A 15,824-nucleotide genomic window follows, 5' to 3' on the forward strand; every position below is an offset into this window, starting at 1 on the left:
ATGAGCCTTTTGCATTTATATATTAAAATCACAAAAATTGCATTTGCGTTATCAAAATTACAGCGCTACTTGGCAATATAGGCTAATTCGCATAAAATCAGCCTGCGCGCGTTAAAATTTAATCAATAATATAATTTGGCAAGATTTGTCGCGATAAAATAGCCTTATTATCATGCTTATCTTTAAAATTTACTCCATTGCGCCGCTCTTATAGAGACTACATTTATTAGGATTTGATAAATCACGAATGCCCGGTCTCTGCCGCCACATCTATTAAATGAAATAGCAGATAAATTTCTATGCCCTCTTATCGATAGTGCAACTACGCAAAAAAGCGTATTAATACCGCGGAATTTATTGAATTTTTTAAATTTTTGATCTTTAAAATATCGCAAGACGGCTAGATCGCCAAAATTTCATATTATTTGAATTGATTGTTAAAAAATAGATTCGGAAGCATAGCCCCCGAATCTACGGATAAGATTAAATTCTTAGAATTTAATCGGATGGTGGTGGAAGTCGTCGTAAACGACTTTATTGGTTTGAAACTTAATGCGCTTAAGCTCGCGGATACGCAAAAATTCCTCTTCATCGATCTTTTTAATCTGAATCGCTGCCTTAAACGTAGGCGTTTTGGCGATTAGATCCCAACCGCCGCTGGTTAGCTCGTTGCAGCAGCTCTCCCAGTAGTGATAAGACATCTGAATGATACCATCCATTATACACTCGGTGATGTCCGCCTTGATCGCGATATAGCCGTAGCGGCTCCACGCGACGATGAAATCGCCCTGTGAAATTCCGTATCGTTCGGCGAGTTTCGGATTCATTTCCGCAATCGGTCCTATCGCGTCGCCGCCCTGCTCGACGGTCTTAGAGCGCCTAGTCATCGCGCCTCCCGCGTACTCGTAAACCTTACGCGTAGTTAGAAGCTGGATCGGGAACTCTGCATCGGTCTTCTCGTCCACGGAGCCCGCCATTACAGGATAATCTTTCGGCATATTCATACGCTTTGCGAATTCCTCTTTGGCGCTTTCGATCTTGCTCTTATCATCCACAAATAGAACTGGGACGAAATTTCCTTTGCCGTCCGGGGTAAAGAATTTTTTATCAAGATACAATGCAGGTCCGCCCATAGAATTCTCATCAGGGCACGGCCAGTGAAGTCCGTGGTATTTTTTGATGCGGTAATAGCTCATTCCGCCGTAGTTGTGTGGAGCTACCCTGCGCACCTCTTCCCAAATCTGCTCTGGAGATTGAAATGTGAAATAATCCCCTAGTCCTAAGCGTCTGGCAAGCTCGCAGATGATAGCCCAGTCTTGTCTAGCTTGTCCCGGAGGGGCAACTACAATTTCGCTATGCTGTACGCGGCGCTCGGCGTTAGCATAAGTACCCTCTTTCTCGCCGCTACAAGCTCCGGGGAGCACGACGTCTGCCTTGCGGCTCGTCTCGGTTAAGAAAATATCTTGCACGACATACATCTCGACCTCAGAGATCGCGCGCAGGAAGTGGTTTGCGTTCGGATCGGTCATAACCGGGTTTTCGCCCATCGTCCAGAAGAATTTTACCCTACCATCAAGAATTGCGTCAGGCACTTCGGTTTTATGAATGCCAATCTTGCCATTTAGATGACCTTTCGGCAAATTCCACTGGCGCTCAAACCAATCACGGGCACTCTCGTTGGTTACAGCTTTATAGCCGGTAAATACATTAGGAAGCATTCCCATATCGCAGCAGCCTTGAACGTTTTCTTGTCCACGGATCGGTAGATCGCCGCTTCCGAGCTCGCCCACATTGCCCGTTACGAGCATTAAATTTGAAATGTCGCAGACTGCGCCCACGCCGTGGTTGAAGTGAGTTACACCCATTCCGTGCGTGATAACCGCAGGTCGCGTAGTGGCGTAAATTCTAGCTGCTTTTCTAATATCTTCAGCGTTTAACCTAGTGTATTTGGCTACGGCTTCAGGCGAATAATCCTTAACCGCCTCTTTTACATATTCAAAACCCTTGGTGTATTTATTAACGAATTCATGATTTACCAAATCCTCGTCGATAATAGCATGGATTAAAGCGTTTATAACCGGGATATTGTGCTCCGGCTCAAGCTGGAGGTGGATATCTGCGCGATTTGCAAATTCCGTCTTAACCGGGTCAATTACGATGAGTTTGGCGCCTCTGTTTAGTGCTCTTTGAACGTGCATAGCTACGATCGGGTGGCCATTTTCCGGGTTTGAGCCGATCATCATAATGCAGTTGCTGTGAGTTCCGATCTCCGTGAAGCTATTTGTAGCCGCTCCGTTACCGATTGTTTTGGCAAGACCTGCCACAGTCGGAGCGTGTCAAATGCGCGCGCAGTGATCGATATTATTCGTGCCTAAAATTCTAAGTAGCTTCTGCGCTACGTAGTTATCCTCATGCGTACAGCGTGCGGAATAGTTTCCGGCTATCGCGTCGGCGCCGTATTTTTCTTTAACTTCGAGCATCTTTTTAGCAACCAAATCAAGTGCTTCGTCCCAGCTAGCCTCGACCAAATCGCCGTCTTTACTAAATTTGCCATTCTTTTTACGAATTAGCGGAGTAGTAAGCCTATCTCTAGAGCCTACGTAATTCCATCCGTAATAACCTTTCAAACATAAACAACCTTGATTTACGGGGTTGTCGCTTACGCCGGTTGCGGATTTGATATAATTGTCTTCCGCAGTCAGCTCGATTTGACAGCCTGTGCCACAATAAGGGCATATGACCTTGCCTTTATTCGCCATATTTTCTCCTTTCGAAAATACTAAACATGCAAAATTACCATATATGCAATTTCGGCACAATTATATAAATTCTTACCTAAAATAAAATTGAAATTTTGTCTTAAGCTAAAAGAATTTTTTCAATTATAATTAGGAGTAAGTTGGGGTAATTTAAGTAGTAATTTAAATTTTAAAATATACTTTAATACTGATATACTAGACTTTTAAAGCAAATAATCAACGAACTGGTTTAAAAAAGAAATTAGTTTTCAAATTTAAGCTTTGAAAGCAAATTTATCAAATAAATTCCAAATATCGTCAGATAAATGACGGAATTTTTTTACGGACTTAAATATAATTACACCAAAATTTTTAGTAAAAAATTTTTAAAATTCCTTAAGTCAAGGAGAAAGGTATGAAACAACATAAATTTGTAATCTGCGATTACAAACGATGTATCGGTTGCACGACGTGTATGGCAGCCTGTTACTCAAGTGCCTACGAGCGCGGCAAGCTTGCTAAATCGCGACTTACCGTGCTTAGACAGGCTTACGGCGTTATGCCTACGCAGTGCAGGCAGTGCGATGACGGACCATGTGCAAATGTCTGCCCTACCGGTGCGCTTCGCTTCGATAATAACTATATCGAATTACACGAAGAAATTTGCATCGGATGCAAGATGTGTACGCTCGCCTGTCCTTATGGCGCGATCAGCTCGAATGCCGAGCTTATGCCGTCAGTAAATTATGCGGTCGAGCCGAAGTATTATCTAGAGATCGAAAGCCAAGCGGGCGCCAAAAGCACCGCCATCAAATGCGATCTATGCAACGGACGCGAGAACGGTCCTGCATGCGTTGAGGTTTGCCCAACTAGCGCTATCATTATGATAGATCCTAAAGAGGGCAAGCATAAATTGGGCTTTGCGATAGACTACGATGCGGCTAATGCTTTTGCAAAAGACGTGTTAAACGGCGAAATCAGTTGCGTCGCCAAAAAAGAAGGAGGCGCAAAATGATAAGCGTCTATACTTTATTTATCGTCAGTGCAGTAATTAGTATTCTTTTATACTGCGCTCCAAAAACTGCCGTTAAGGTGGGATTTGGATTAGGTGCTATCAGCTGTTTTTATGCGATGTGCCATTTCGTAGCCAATATGGGCGTAAGCGACAGCTTCGTTTTAGGCGGCACTTTCTTATATGCGCCAAAATTTGCTTTAAGCCCGCTTGGAAATTTCTTCAGCTTCGTAGTCGTTTTTATAGGCTTTGCAAGCAGCGTTTACGGCATGAGCTACGCTGAGGAATATATCGGAAAGGCAAATATCGGCGTTTTTGCATGTTTATTTAATACATTCATCTTATCTATGCTTTTAGTCATCAGCGCAGATAATGTATTTTGCTTCGCTGTTTTATGGGAGCTTATGACACTAATCTCGTCATTTCTAATCATAGTAAACGACGGCAAAGGCACGCTAAAAGCCGTTATGGTATATCTAGGTATAGCGCAGATCGGTGCATTTTGTATCACCTGTGGATTACTTATCATTGCAAACTACGCAGGCAGCTTCGAATTTGCAGAGTGGGGAAAAGTAAATATGCCTATGGGCGCTTCTGTAGCAGCATTCATCTTGTTTTTGATCGGCTTCGGCTCAAAAGCGGGAATGTGGCCTTTTCACGTTTGGCTACCGCAAGCTCACCCTGCGGCTCCATCGAATGTCTCTGCACTGATGAGCGGCGTTATGATTAAAGTAGCGCTCTTTACGCTTGTTAAATTTACGTTATTTTTGCCGCTAAGCATCTATTTTGGACTTGCAGTTTTGATCCTAGGAGCAGCCAGCTCGCTTTTCGGCGTTTTATACGCGTTGTGCCAGCACGACTTCAAAGCGCTTCTTGCGTACCACTCGGTTGAAAATATCGGCATTATCTTGCTGGGTCTTGGCACCGGAATTTACGGCGTCGCAGCAGGCAATGTAACGCTAGCTGCAGTCGGATTTTTAGCAGGCTGCTACCACGTAGTAAACCACGCAATATTCAAAGGCCTTTTATTCTTATGCGCAGGCTCAGTAATCCACGCTACTCATACGCAAAATATGGATGTGCTAGGAGGTCTAGCTAAAAAAATGCCTCTAACTGCTGTCGGTATGTTTATCGGCATCATGGGTATCGCAGCGCTTCCTCCGGTAAACGGCTTCGTTTCAGAGTGGTTTACCTATCAAGGAATGCTTCAAGGTGCTAAAGAGAGCGGAATTTTCATTAGATACGCTTTCTCGCTAGCAGTAGTCGCACTTGCGCTTACGGGCGTTTTAGTCGGTATGCACCTTAAGCTATATGCGGTAATCTTTGCAGGAACCCCGAGAGATGAAAAAATTTGGGAAAATGCAAAAGAAAGCCCATTAGGAATGGTTTTAGGAATGATCATTTTGATGATAGGCTGCGTGGGATTTGGCGTAGGCGCACACTTCATAGTTGATTACATTATGCAGGCGGTAAATTCTATCACTTCCAATAGCGGGTATGTTGCAAGCCTAGGCGCTTCGTCAATCACTTCGCCTTTGGGAAGTATCGTCTCAACTCCTCTTATTGCAGTTATTTTGTGTTCTACAATGCTACTTCCGTTTATCATCCTAGCAGTTATGAAAGCAAATCGCGACAAACCTCGCGAGACCGATCCTTGGGCATGCGGCTTTAAATATAGCCCTCGCATGCAGATGACCGGCGGTCCTTTTACCGGCGATTTAAGAAAGATTATGGACTGGTTATTTAGAGGTCATAAACGCAGAATAGAGCAAAACGGCTACTTTGGACCGATCGAGTATCACAACCACCCACAAGACATTTGGTGGACGATGATTTATCAACCTGTAATCGATTGGAGTAAGAAGATCGCTGATAAGATAGGAATTATTCAAAGCGGCTATGCAAATTTATATACGCTTTACATCCTAATCTATCTTTGCGCGATACTGGGCGTCGGATATTTCTTGATCTAGGAGGTTTAAGATGCAGACTATACAAACTATATTTTTAATGATATTTCAAGTCGCGGTTATCGTCCTAGTCGCTCCACTCTTCGACGGTATGGCGAGAAAACTTCGAGCCAAGCTTCAGTCGAAACAAGGAAGCGATTTTTTCCAGACTTACCGCGATATTATTAAGCTTTTTAAGCGCGGCAGGACCGTTCCTGCGTGCAGCCACTGGGTATTTAGATGGGCGCCGTTTTTCCTTTTCGCTACTTCGGCGGCGATTTTGGCGGCTATTCCTATTACATACAGCAAAGATACTCTTTTCGGAGCGTATTCAGATATTTTCGTTATCCTATATCTAGGCGCGCTTTTGCGCTTCGTATTCGGTGCGGCTTCGATAGATAGCGGTAACCCGTTTGCTGCAACCGGCGGCGGACGCGAGCAGATGCTTGCCGTTTTTGTCGAACCTGTGATGATGATGTGCCTAATCGTAGTAATGATGGCTGCGGGAACTTCAAATTTAGTTGAGATCCAGCAGATGGTACGCAGCGGTCAGATCGGCTATCAAATTCCAAGCTTTGCTGTCGCTTCGATTGCGTTTTTATGGTGTATGTATGTCGAGACCGGCAGAAAGCCATTTGATCTTGCCGAAGCCGAGCAAGAGCTTCAAGAAGGACTTTTGGGCGAATATGCAGGCAGCGATCTAGGCTTAGTGCAAGCGGCGCTTATTTTGAAGCAATTTGCGATGATCGGATTATTCCTAACGATATTTGAGCCGTGGAATTTTAGCAATCCGCTTTTAGCGATCATAATCTTCGTGCTAAAAACCGGCGTATTTTACGTAGCAGCCGTTTTCATCGACAACTTTGGACCACGCTTTAGAATGACTTCGAGCATGCGCAAAATTTCATGCGGTGCTCTTGCCATCGCTTTTGCGGCATTAACGCTTTACGTAGTAGGATTTTAAGATGAATAGTATCGATATTTTAGCAATTTGTATGATCGTAACGTCACTCGCGGTATTCGGACTTAGAAATTTAAAGCTTTCGATCGGAATTTACGCGATTCAGACGCTACTTTTGGTAAGCATATTTTTTATGCTGTATTCTAACTTCAATGCGCCGCAGCTTAGAATTTGGGCGATAGTGGCGTTTTTTACGAAGGTTATTTTCGTGCCAGGAATTTTATTTTGGCTAGTTAAAAAGCTGGATGTGATCAGCGAGGATGAGCCGGTAGGCGGCTTTTTCGTAAGCCCCGTTATTGCGATGGGATTTTCGCTAGCGATTGCGATGACAATCAATCCGATCTTGCTTCAATTCTCTCTTATTCAAGAAAGAATCGTTCTAATAGCGGCAGTAACCGTATTTATGATGGGAATTTTTGGCTTCATGCTAAGAAATTCTTTCATCAAGCAAATTCTAGCCTACTGCCTATTTGAAAACGGCATCCACCTAAGCCTTGCACTTATGGCTTACAACTCTCACGAGCTAGTCGAGCTTGGAATTTTAACCGACGCGATCTTTGCGGTTATCATTATGAGCGTTTTGGCGGTTAGATTTTACAAAGCTTATGACGGACTTGATACGTCTAAAGCTTCGAATTTAAGGGGTTAATGATGAATAGTTTAGCTTTTATATTAATTTTTCCGTTGCTCGGAGCGCTGATATTATTCTTATGCCCTAAGAATTTCAAGCTCCTAAGCACGTTACACGTTTTGATTTCTGCGGTTACATCCGCAGGGCTACTCTGTAACGTAGGCAAGCTTATCAGCGGCAACTTTGAGGCTTTTTACGCATACGATAAATTTCTATTCCTAGATAGCCTAGGCTGCGTATTTTTAGTGCTAATCGCCGTAACGGGCTTTTTGGTAAATTTATACTCTACCACCTATATGAAATGGGAGATACAGGGCGGTCATCTGGATCTTAGCGATCTTAGAAAATACTATGCGCTCTGCCACGTTTTCGTTTTTACGATGACGCTTAGCGTTATCTGCAACAACGTTGCGTTTATGTGGGCTGCAGTAGAAGCCACTACGTTAGCATCGGTATTTTTGGTCGCTATTCATAAAGATAAAAAATCTACCGAGAGCGGTTATAAATATATCGTCATCTGCTCGATCGGTTTAGCGTTCGCGCTTTATGCGACCGTTTTACTATATGCGGCTACATTCAAAATCACAGGCGACGGCGAGGCTTCGATGCTTTGGACGAGCATTATGGATCACGCTAAAGGCTTAAACAAAGATGCCGCTAAGCTTATCTTTATATTCGCTCTAATCGGCTTTGGAACCAAAGCAGGACTTGCTCCTACTCACACTTGGCTTCCTGACGTTCACGCAGAAGGTCCGGCTCCGATTTCGGCACTACTTTCGGGTGTGCTTTTAAAATGTGCGATGCTAGCGATATTTAGATACTATGCCGTCACAGCCCAAGCCGTGAATTTCAGCTTCGTTCAATCGGTTATGCTGATTTCGGGCACGATCACGCTATTTATAGCAGGAATTTTCCTTGTTCGCCAACACGACGTAAAAAGGATGTTTGCTTACCACTCAGTCGTTCATATGGGTGTTATTGCATTTGCGCTAGGCATCGGCGGATATTTTGGCTTGCTTGCCGCGATCTTTCACTGCTTAGCTCACAGCTTTACCAAGGCTCTTGCATTCTGCTCTACCGGTAATATCGCTAGAATTTATGGTCACAAAGATATGACTAGAATGGGCGGTATGGTAAAAATCGCTCCGCTTACTACGATAATGTTTGGTGCTGCGGTTTGCTCGCTCGTAGGTGTTCCTGCGTTTGCGATATTCGTAAGCGAATTTAACGTTTTCAAAGGCGCGATAGCCAGCGGTCAATACATAGCTGTAGCATTATTTGCGATCGCGCTCGTAATTATTTTCATCGCGGACTTCGCGCACTTTAATCTAGCGAGCTTCGGTACGCCTAAAGGTGAAGTGGTTTATGCTAAAGAGATGAGCTTGTTTGAAAATTTACCGCTAATCTTGCTTTGCGCTTTAGTGATAATTTTCGGCGTATGGCACGTAGGCGATTTTTGGATGCTCGTCGAAAACGGCGTTAGAATAATGATGAGAGGTTAAAAATGAGAGGCGATAAATTTATAGAAATTTTAAAGACCAAAGTCAAGGTCTTAGAAGTTACCCGCCAAGCCGAGGATCAAATCACCGTTTTAGTGGATAGAAATGATCTGCCGCTTGCGGTTAAGACGCTATATTATGACATCGGTGGTTTTATCAGCACGATGATCCCTAACGATGAGCGCGAGCTAAACGGAAATTTCGCGCTTTACTATGCGATATCTATGGAAGGTGGCAAAATGACCGAAGCGGAGGATTTTGCCGCAGAGGATAAATGCTTCATCACCGTTAGGACGCTAATTCCCGGATCGGATCCTACATTCCCGTCGGTTACTCCTTTAGTGCCTGCTTGCGTATGGTACGAAAGAGAAGCCTTCGACATGTTCGGCTTAATCGCCGAAGGCTTGCCTGATAAACGTCGTTTGGTGTTAAGCGACGATTGGCCGGATGGACTTCATCCGCTTCGCAAAGACGCAATGGACTACCGCTATAGGCCCGATCCTGTAGATCATAAAGACGAGCCTAATGCAGAGTTTTTATTTCCTAGCGGTGATGGAGTAGTGGATGTTCCACTTGGACCTCTTCACGTAACGAGCGATGAGCCGGGACACTTCAGACTATTTTGCGACGGCGATGAGATTATAGACGCGGACTACCGCTTGTTTTATCAACACCGCGGTATGGAGAAGCTAGCTGAAAATCGCATGAATTACGATCAGATGGGTTACCTTGCGGAGCGTGTCTGCGGAATTTGCGGCTACGCTCACGCGATTGCGTGTATTGAAGCAGCAGAGAAAGCCATCAAGCTTGAAATTCCGCTTCGTGCGCAGGCTATCCGCGTCATCTGCCTTGAGATCGAGCGCCTTCACAGCCATCTTTTAAATATCGGTCTAGCCTGCGAGGTAACAGGTAACTACAACGCCTTCATGCATATCTTTAGGGTGCGCGAATACTCCATGGAGTTAGCTCAGCTCGTAACCGGCGGCCGCAAGACTTATGGCAATGTAATTATGGGCGGACTTCGCCGTGATATGACCGACAATGAAATTCGCAAGAGCATTGAGATCATCAACAAGCTCGACGTTCAAATTTCTGAAATTTGGGACGCCGTTATGGAGGATAAACGCCAAATCGGTCGCTGGAAGGGCGTGGGCGTATTAGATCGCAAAGTGGCGCGTGATTTTAGCCCGGTAGGTCCGAATATGAGAGCTTCCGGTTTTAAACGCGACAACCGCTACGATCATCCTTATGATTTCTTCAACAAGATAGAATTCGAAGTAGCCGTAGAGCACGGTGGCGATGTATTCAGCCGCGAAGTCGTAAGATATAAAGAGCTTAAACAATCGATCCACATTATCAGGCAGTGCTTGCATCAAATGCCGCAAACTCCAATAATGATCGATCCGCAGACTATGATCAGACCGGAAAACTACGCTTTAGGTCACGACGAAGCACCGCGCGGCGAAAACGTCCACTGGATCATGCAAGGAAACGCACAGAAGGTTTACCGCTGGAGATGTCGCGCCGCTACGTATAACAACTGGCCGAGCTTGCGATTTCAATTCCGCGGAAATAACATCTCCGATGCGGCGCTAATCGTATGCTCGATGGATCCGTGCTACTCATGCACCGAGCGCGTAACTTTAGTCGATATTAATAGCGGAAAGAGTAAAATTCTAACCGAAAAAGACCTTAAGAAATTTTGCCAAGACGGCAAGGTTAGCAAAAAGGATTTAAGATGATGAAATTATTCGACATTACCGAAAAATATGGTAAGGCGACCTATGCTTATCCGTTTGAGCCATACATCGTGCCCGAGAATTTTCGCGGGCAGCCTGAATACACCTATGAGCTTTGCATAGGCTGTGCTGCATGTGGCATCGCCTGCCCATCCAATGCGATTGAGCTTAAGATGAACGAAGCCCAAACTAAACTAATTTGGGAATTTGACTGCGGGCGCTGCATATTTTGCGGTCGCTGCGACGAGGTATGCCCTACGGGAGCGGTAAGGCTAGGCAATAGCTTTGAACTAGCGGTAAAATTTGATAAAAGCGCGCTTATCCAACACGGCGAGCTTGAGATGGAAAAATGCAGCTGTTGCGGCAAGCCGATGACCCCAAAAAGGCTCATCAATTACACGCTAGAAAAGTTAAGTACTGCAAATTTGCTCCCAGGCAGATTAGAAGAAGCTAAAAAATATCTCTATATCTGTCCTGAATGCAAAAAAGCTCAAGCGGTCGAAAGAGTAACCAAAGGTATAGAGGAGGCAATAAAATGAGTTTGTATCAAGTCCCCGAAAATATTAAAAACGCAAACGATCTAACCGCAAAATTGGAGCTTTTGAAAAATATCAAACGAAGCTTCAGCGTTTATCGTATCGACTGCGGAAGTTGCAACGGCTGTGAAATCGAAATTTTTGCTTCTATCACGCCGATGTGGGATCCGGAGCGCTTCGGATTTAAACTCGTAGCCAACCCTCGCCACGCAGATATCTTAGTCTGCACCGGTCCGGTTACTCGCCAGATGTATTATCCGCTGCTCCGCGCTTATGAGGCTGCACCCGATCCGAAGATCGTAGTAGCTCTTGGAGCCTGCGGAAGCACTGGCGGAATTTTTCACGACGCATATAGCGTATGGAGTGGTATCGATAAGATTGTACCAGTAGATGTTTATATCCCAGGCTGCCCTCCGCATCCTGCTAGCATCATCTATGGTCTTGGCATGGCGCTTGGCATCATCGATCAAAAGCTTCAAAAGAAGAGCTACGAGCAAGATAGCACTCTTCCGCCACCGGTTAAGAGTTCAGTTATCGGCGATATTTTATTCGAGCGCGATCTGCAAGCTGAAGCTAAGAGGCTGATGAGCTATATTTTCGGAAGAGTTTTATTTGCAAAATATATGGATGCAATCAAAACCTCATCTGACGTTCACGATCCAAAAGCTTCTCGCGAGGCTCTACTTAACGCTATCCATACCGAAGAGGATCCTAGATACGCGGAGTGCATGGCACTATTGCACAATGACGTATATCTAAAATACGCCCGCGCTACGGAAGAATTTAAGATCGATCCGCAAAAAGAGGTCTGGAGCAAACGATGATTGAGGTTTTTAAGCTTACAAAGCGGCATATGGACGAAAACGAAAATTTACCTAAAGAGCTAAAGGATATCAAGGTTTTTTCCACCTGCGTCGGTCACGGCGTAGGTACGATAGATTTTAGCGAAAAGGTACTTGAGATAGACGATGAAGAATTTAAACGCATCATCGAAAACTCGGGCGACTATGTTAAATTTAAGATCGGTAACCTAAGCAAGTATTTCGAGATTGAAATTTTTGCCGAGCACGCAGCTAAGCTAATCCCTCAGCTTTGTGAATGTGAGCTTAAAGATCTGCTAAAAAATATGCGCGAAGGATACTTCGTGCTGAGGAAGGATTTTTGATGCGAAAGGCGTTGCTTTGTATCGGCAATCCCCTTCGCGGCGACGACGACGTGGGCAATGAAACGGGGCGAATAGTCGAGGCAAATCTAAAAGACTGGCGCGTTTTTTACGGGCAGGATGTGCCCGAAAACGAATTTGCTACCCTTAGGGAATTCGCCCCTGAAATTCTGATCGTAGTAGATGCGATGAGCGGCTTTGATGAGGATAAGATAGAATTTTTCGACCTCAGCAACGATCGCGACTATATCTACTCGACGCATAACCTACCTACGCCGGTGCTTCTAAGCTATCTGCGCAAAATTTGCCCAAAGACGTTGTTTTTGGGCATCAGCGTGTTGCTCGATAACGTCCTTGATTTTAAAGAAGGGCTAAGCGAGAGCGCAAAAAAAAGTGCGCAAAAAGCTTATGAGCGTATCTTAGAAATTGATTCAAATTTAAATGAGGAGGAGTAAATGTTAAATCCTGCAGAAACCGCGCAAGCGGTGTCTAGTTCGATGCAACACAAGGCGCATACCCCGCTAATTAGCATAATTTTTCTAGCTATAATGGCGGGCGCTGCAATCGCTATGGGCGATATTTTCTGGGCTCACTCGACCGTCGGAATGGCTGAAAAGCAATCTATTGGCTTATCAAATTTCATCGGTGGTATTACCTTTAGCTGCGGTCTGATGATGGTGGTTTTTTATGGCGGGCATCTATTTACTAGCTCGGTTTTAACGGGCGTACCTGCTGCCGACGGTAAATTGCCGCTAGGTAAAACTATCGGCTATTGGGCTATCGTTTGGTGCTTTAACTTCGTAGGCGGCGCGTTAATCGCGTATATGTATTATTACTCAGGACTTCCGCTTAAATATGACGGCTACATCTTGCAGCACTTCATTCCTGCAGCAGCCGGCAAAATAAACGCACCTTTTCATGAGCTATTCATCCGCGGAATTTTTTGTAACGTGTTTGTATGTATGTCTATCTGGACTGCGACCAGTGAGAGCAATCTATCGGGTAAATTCTTTGCAATTATGTGGATGATCGGCGCATTCGTAGCTTGCTCGATGGAACACTGCGTGGCAAATATGTTTATCCTAACTGAAGGTATCATCGCTAAAGGCCACTACCTTGCGGCTGCAGGTGGCGATGTAAATGCTCTTGCAAGCTCGCTTCACGGCGTAACGGCAGCTCAAATAGATTCAATAAACTGGGGAAATTTCATCGTTAAAAATATGATCCCGGTTACGCTAGGTAACATCTGCGGTGGTCTATTTTTCGTAGGCTTGGTCGGATTTATGGTCAATAAATACGATATGAAAAAGAAAGACTAATCTACCGCACTTCAGCACGATATAAACAAAATACGGCGCGGCACTTTGCCGCGCATTTTTAGTTTCTTAAATTTTAAAAATTCCGATGCGTAAAATTTCGTTCGATCCAAAATTTTAAATTCCATTGCAACACATAAAATTCCAGCTTGATTCAAAATTTTAAATTCCAAAGCTTTGCGTTTTAGGATAGCGGATAAAATCAAAAAACGAATTACGTGTTAAAATTTTAAACGAGATCACAAACCCAAATTTTATATAAGTTAAAATTTTAGACGAGATCCTAAGCTAAATTCGCGATAAAATTCTAAAACCAAGCTCTTGATAAAAATTTTACGCTGTAAATCTAGGCAAAATCCTGTGCCTTAACTTTATACAAAATTTCGCGCTTAAGCCGTAACGTAAACCGCACAAATGCTTTAAAAACTCTAGCCCGCGCCTAAACACAGTAGCTAAGCAACCTGTCGTAGTCTAGGATCAAAAACTCGTGCTGACTAATTTTTTGAATTACGTTATCTTTTACAAGCTCGTTAAACGCGGTACTCGCGCTTTGACGCTTGAGCCCTACGAAGGATGAAAGCACCTTTAGCGAAAAGGGCAAAAAGACGTATTTGTAGCCGTTTTGATGAAAATTCTGCTCGTTTGCAAGCTCGATCAAAAAGCTCGCGATGCGCCCTTTTGCATTTTCAAAAAGTATAGAGCGTGTGATTTTGCGCTGCAGCAGAATTATCTCAGTCAAAATTTTTATATACGCCTCGCAAAAGCTGCGATTTGCCAAGATCTCCCCAAGTCCGCTCGCATCGATCGTATAAATCTCGCTGTCCTCTAAAAACTCAAGCGCGCAAATTTCATTAAGAATGGTAATATTGTCCTTGTTTAGGTAGTTGATGATGAATTCCTCGCCGTCTTCAAAAAACGAAAGCTTCGCCTGCCCGCTTTTAAAAATAAAAACTTTAGGCGCCTCGCTGTAAAAAACATAGCCTTTTTTGATGACTTGGTGCTCGAACATTGCAAGCTCCTCGTCGCTAAGCGTGGCAATAGCCTCGGTTTGCAGTAGTCCCAGCCGCGATTTTTCCATATAACCTCCAAAAGCTAAGAATTATACAATGAAATATTTAGACAAAGATAAAGCTGCGCGGATGAAATTTACTATCCGCGCTATGGCTGGGCATCTAGGTCGCCGGAGCTAATAAATTTTATAGCTATTAAAATTCTAATTTTACCCGCGCTTTGCATCGCGTAAAATTTCAAAAATTTATTAAAGCTTTACGCGGCAATATTATAGCCAAAACCCGCGGCGCGAATTTAAAATTCTGTCTCTAAATAAAAACTCGTATCATTTTATTGAAATTTTATTTAGCAAGGATATAATAATGCATATTAAAAATAAACGGTATTTTGCTCGCAAAGATACCGCAAGAAAGGCACTTTATGCAAAAGTTAAATTTTAAAAATAACGTCTCCGAGACGCTGCTGATCAACGTCTATATGCGCCATTTGGATTTCAAAGACACAGATCCAATCCTAAATGATCCCTTTTCAAGCGCCGTCGTAGAGCAGATCGATTATGATTTTGCAAAATTTAACGACGCACGCCTTAGCAAAACGGGCACCGTGATCCGCGCGAAATTTTTCGACGACGAAATGCTGCGGCTCGCGGCGGAGCTTAATCGCCCTATTATTGTGCAACTTGGCGCAGGACTCGACACCCGCCCGCTTAGGCTGCAAAGCGCCCTGCCAAACGCCCTATTTTACGATCTCGATCTACCCGACGTCATCTCCATGCGCGACGCGCTGCTACCCAAAGCAAAGAATAATTTCAGCCTGCCCTACTCGATGCTAGATCCCTCGTGGATGGACGAGCTGGTCGCAAAGCACGGCAGCGCGGGCTACATATTCATCTTAGAGGGTGTGAGTATGTATTTTGAAAAGGAGGAATTTAAAAAATTTTTTATCGCACTTTCACAAAAATTTAGTGGCTACGTGTTGAGCGACTTCATGAGCGAGTTTTCGGTAAGAAAATTCGACTCCAAACGCCACGACGCGATGCGACACATGCAAAACGCGCCCTTTAAAATGGGCATCAGCGGCGGCGCGGAGGTGCAGAGCTGGGAGCCTGCGCGTATCCGCTTCATAAAAGAAGCTGCGATGATGAAAATGTACCGCGAGCACTGGAGCCTCAAAGCGCGCCTCTTTAGCCTGATCCCCGCTTTTTGCAACGCGTGCAAGATGTTCGTTTTCAAAATCGAAGGCGGTGATGAATAGGCTTAAAATTTCAGTT

The 15,824-nt window shown here is 44.3% G+C and carries 14 protein-coding genes; 12 read left to right on the forward strand and 2 right to left on the reverse strand.

Annotated features, from left to right (window positions below; all coding sequences use genetic code 11):
• Positions 1-491: 491 nt before the first annotated feature.
• Positions 492-2,759 (reverse strand): molybdopterin oxidoreductase family protein, encoded by a 2,268-nt coding sequence (locus tag KH703_RS00005; RefSeq protein ID WP_304293036.1) that lies wholly within the window; start codon positions 2,757-2,759, stop codon positions 492-494.
• Between the two features lie 394 nt (positions 2,760-3,153).
• On the opposite strand from KH703_RS00005, the gene KH703_RS00010 reads away from it, so the two are divergent.
• The 11 genes from KH703_RS00010 to KH703_RS00060 are packed head-to-tail and all read left to right on the forward strand — an operon-like array spanning position 3,154 to position 13,546.
• On the forward strand, positions 3,154-3,753 hold the full coding sequence (locus KH703_RS00010; protein WP_005871891.1) for a 4Fe-4S dicluster domain-containing protein: 600 nt from the start codon (positions 3,154-3,156) through the stop codon (positions 3,751-3,753).
• Positions 3,750-5,723: a proton-conducting transporter membrane subunit gene (locus KH703_RS00015; RefSeq protein WP_304293041.1), complete on the forward strand. Its 1,974-nt coding sequence runs from the start codon at positions 3,750-3,752 to the stop codon at positions 5,721-5,723. The genes KH703_RS00010 and KH703_RS00015 overlap by 4 nt, the downstream gene beginning before the upstream one ends.
• Positions 5,724-5,733: 10 nt before the next feature.
• Entirely contained in the window at positions 5,734-6,663 is a 930-nt protein-coding gene (locus KH703_RS00020) for a respiratory chain complex I subunit 1 family protein (protein WP_005871895.1), read from the forward strand.
• A gap of 1 nt (position 6,664) precedes the next feature.
• Positions 6,665-7,309, forward strand: coding sequence for a hydrogenase 4 membrane subunit (hyfE, locus tag KH703_RS00025; protein ID WP_005871898.1), 645 nt, complete (start codon positions 6,665-6,667; stop codon positions 7,307-7,309).
• A 2-nt stretch (positions 7,310-7,311) separates the two neighbouring features.
• Positions 7,312-8,793, forward strand: coding sequence for a hydrogenase 4 subunit F (locus tag KH703_RS00030; RefSeq protein WP_298832368.1), 1,482 nt, complete (start codon positions 7,312-7,314; stop codon positions 8,791-8,793).
• 2 nt (positions 8,794-8,795) lie between these two features.
• Complete coding sequence (locus KH703_RS00035) at positions 8,796-10,532, forward strand: NADH-quinone oxidoreductase subunit C (RefSeq protein ID WP_005871901.1); 1,737 nt, start codon at positions 8,796-8,798, stop codon at positions 10,530-10,532.
• The gene (locus KH703_RS00040) at positions 10,529-11,068 is read left to right on the forward strand and encodes a formate hydrogenlyase complex iron-sulfur subunit (RefSeq protein WP_177386902.1); all 540 of its coding nucleotides are present in this window, start codon (positions 10,529-10,531) and stop codon (positions 11,066-11,068) included. Before KH703_RS00035 ends, KH703_RS00040 begins: the two co-directional genes overlap by 4 nt.
• Complete coding sequence (locus tag KH703_RS00045; RefSeq protein ID WP_177386901.1) at positions 11,065-11,889, forward strand: NADH-quinone oxidoreductase subunit B family protein; 825 nt, start codon at positions 11,065-11,067, stop codon at positions 11,887-11,889. The genes KH703_RS00040 and KH703_RS00045 overlap by 4 nt, the downstream gene beginning before the upstream one ends.
• The gene (locus KH703_RS00050) at positions 11,886-12,230 is read left to right on the forward strand and encodes a formate hydrogenlyase maturation HycH family protein (RefSeq protein ID WP_005871907.1); all 345 of its coding nucleotides are present in this window, start codon (positions 11,886-11,888) and stop codon (positions 12,228-12,230) included. The genes KH703_RS00045 and KH703_RS00050 overlap by 4 nt, the downstream gene beginning before the upstream one ends.
• Positions 12,230-12,682 carry a hydrogenase 3 maturation endopeptidase HyCI gene (locus tag KH703_RS00055; protein WP_304293047.1) on the forward strand — a complete coding sequence of 151 codons (453 nt, stop codon included), beginning with the start codon at positions 12,230-12,232 and terminating at the stop codon, positions 12,680-12,682. The genes KH703_RS00050 and KH703_RS00055 overlap by 1 nt, the downstream gene beginning before the upstream one ends.
• Complete coding sequence (locus tag KH703_RS00060) at positions 12,683-13,546, forward strand: formate/nitrite transporter family protein (protein ID WP_005871911.1); 864 nt, start codon at positions 12,683-12,685, stop codon at positions 13,544-13,546.
• A 436-nt stretch (positions 13,547-13,982) separates the two neighbouring features.
• Here KH703_RS00060 and KH703_RS00065 read toward each other — a convergent pair whose 3' ends face one another.
• A complete protein-coding gene (locus tag KH703_RS00065; RefSeq protein WP_005871915.1) occupies positions 13,983-14,621 on the reverse strand; it encodes a Crp/Fnr family transcriptional regulator in 639 nt (212 codons plus the stop codon).
• Positions 14,622-14,974: 353 nt separating this feature from the next.
• Here KH703_RS00065 and KH703_RS00070 point away from each other — a divergent pair, with 353 nt between their 5' ends.
• The gene (locus KH703_RS00070; protein WP_304293049.1) at positions 14,975-15,808 is read left to right on the forward strand and encodes a class I SAM-dependent methyltransferase; all 834 of its coding nucleotides are present in this window, start codon (positions 14,975-14,977) and stop codon (positions 15,806-15,808) included.
• Positions 15,809-15,824: the final 16 nt, after the last annotated feature.

It is taken from the genome of Campylobacter gracilis (genome assembly GCF_018374135.1).
Lineage (GTDB): Bacteria > Campylobacterota > Campylobacteria > Campylobacterales > Campylobacteraceae > Campylobacter_B > Campylobacter_B gracilis_A.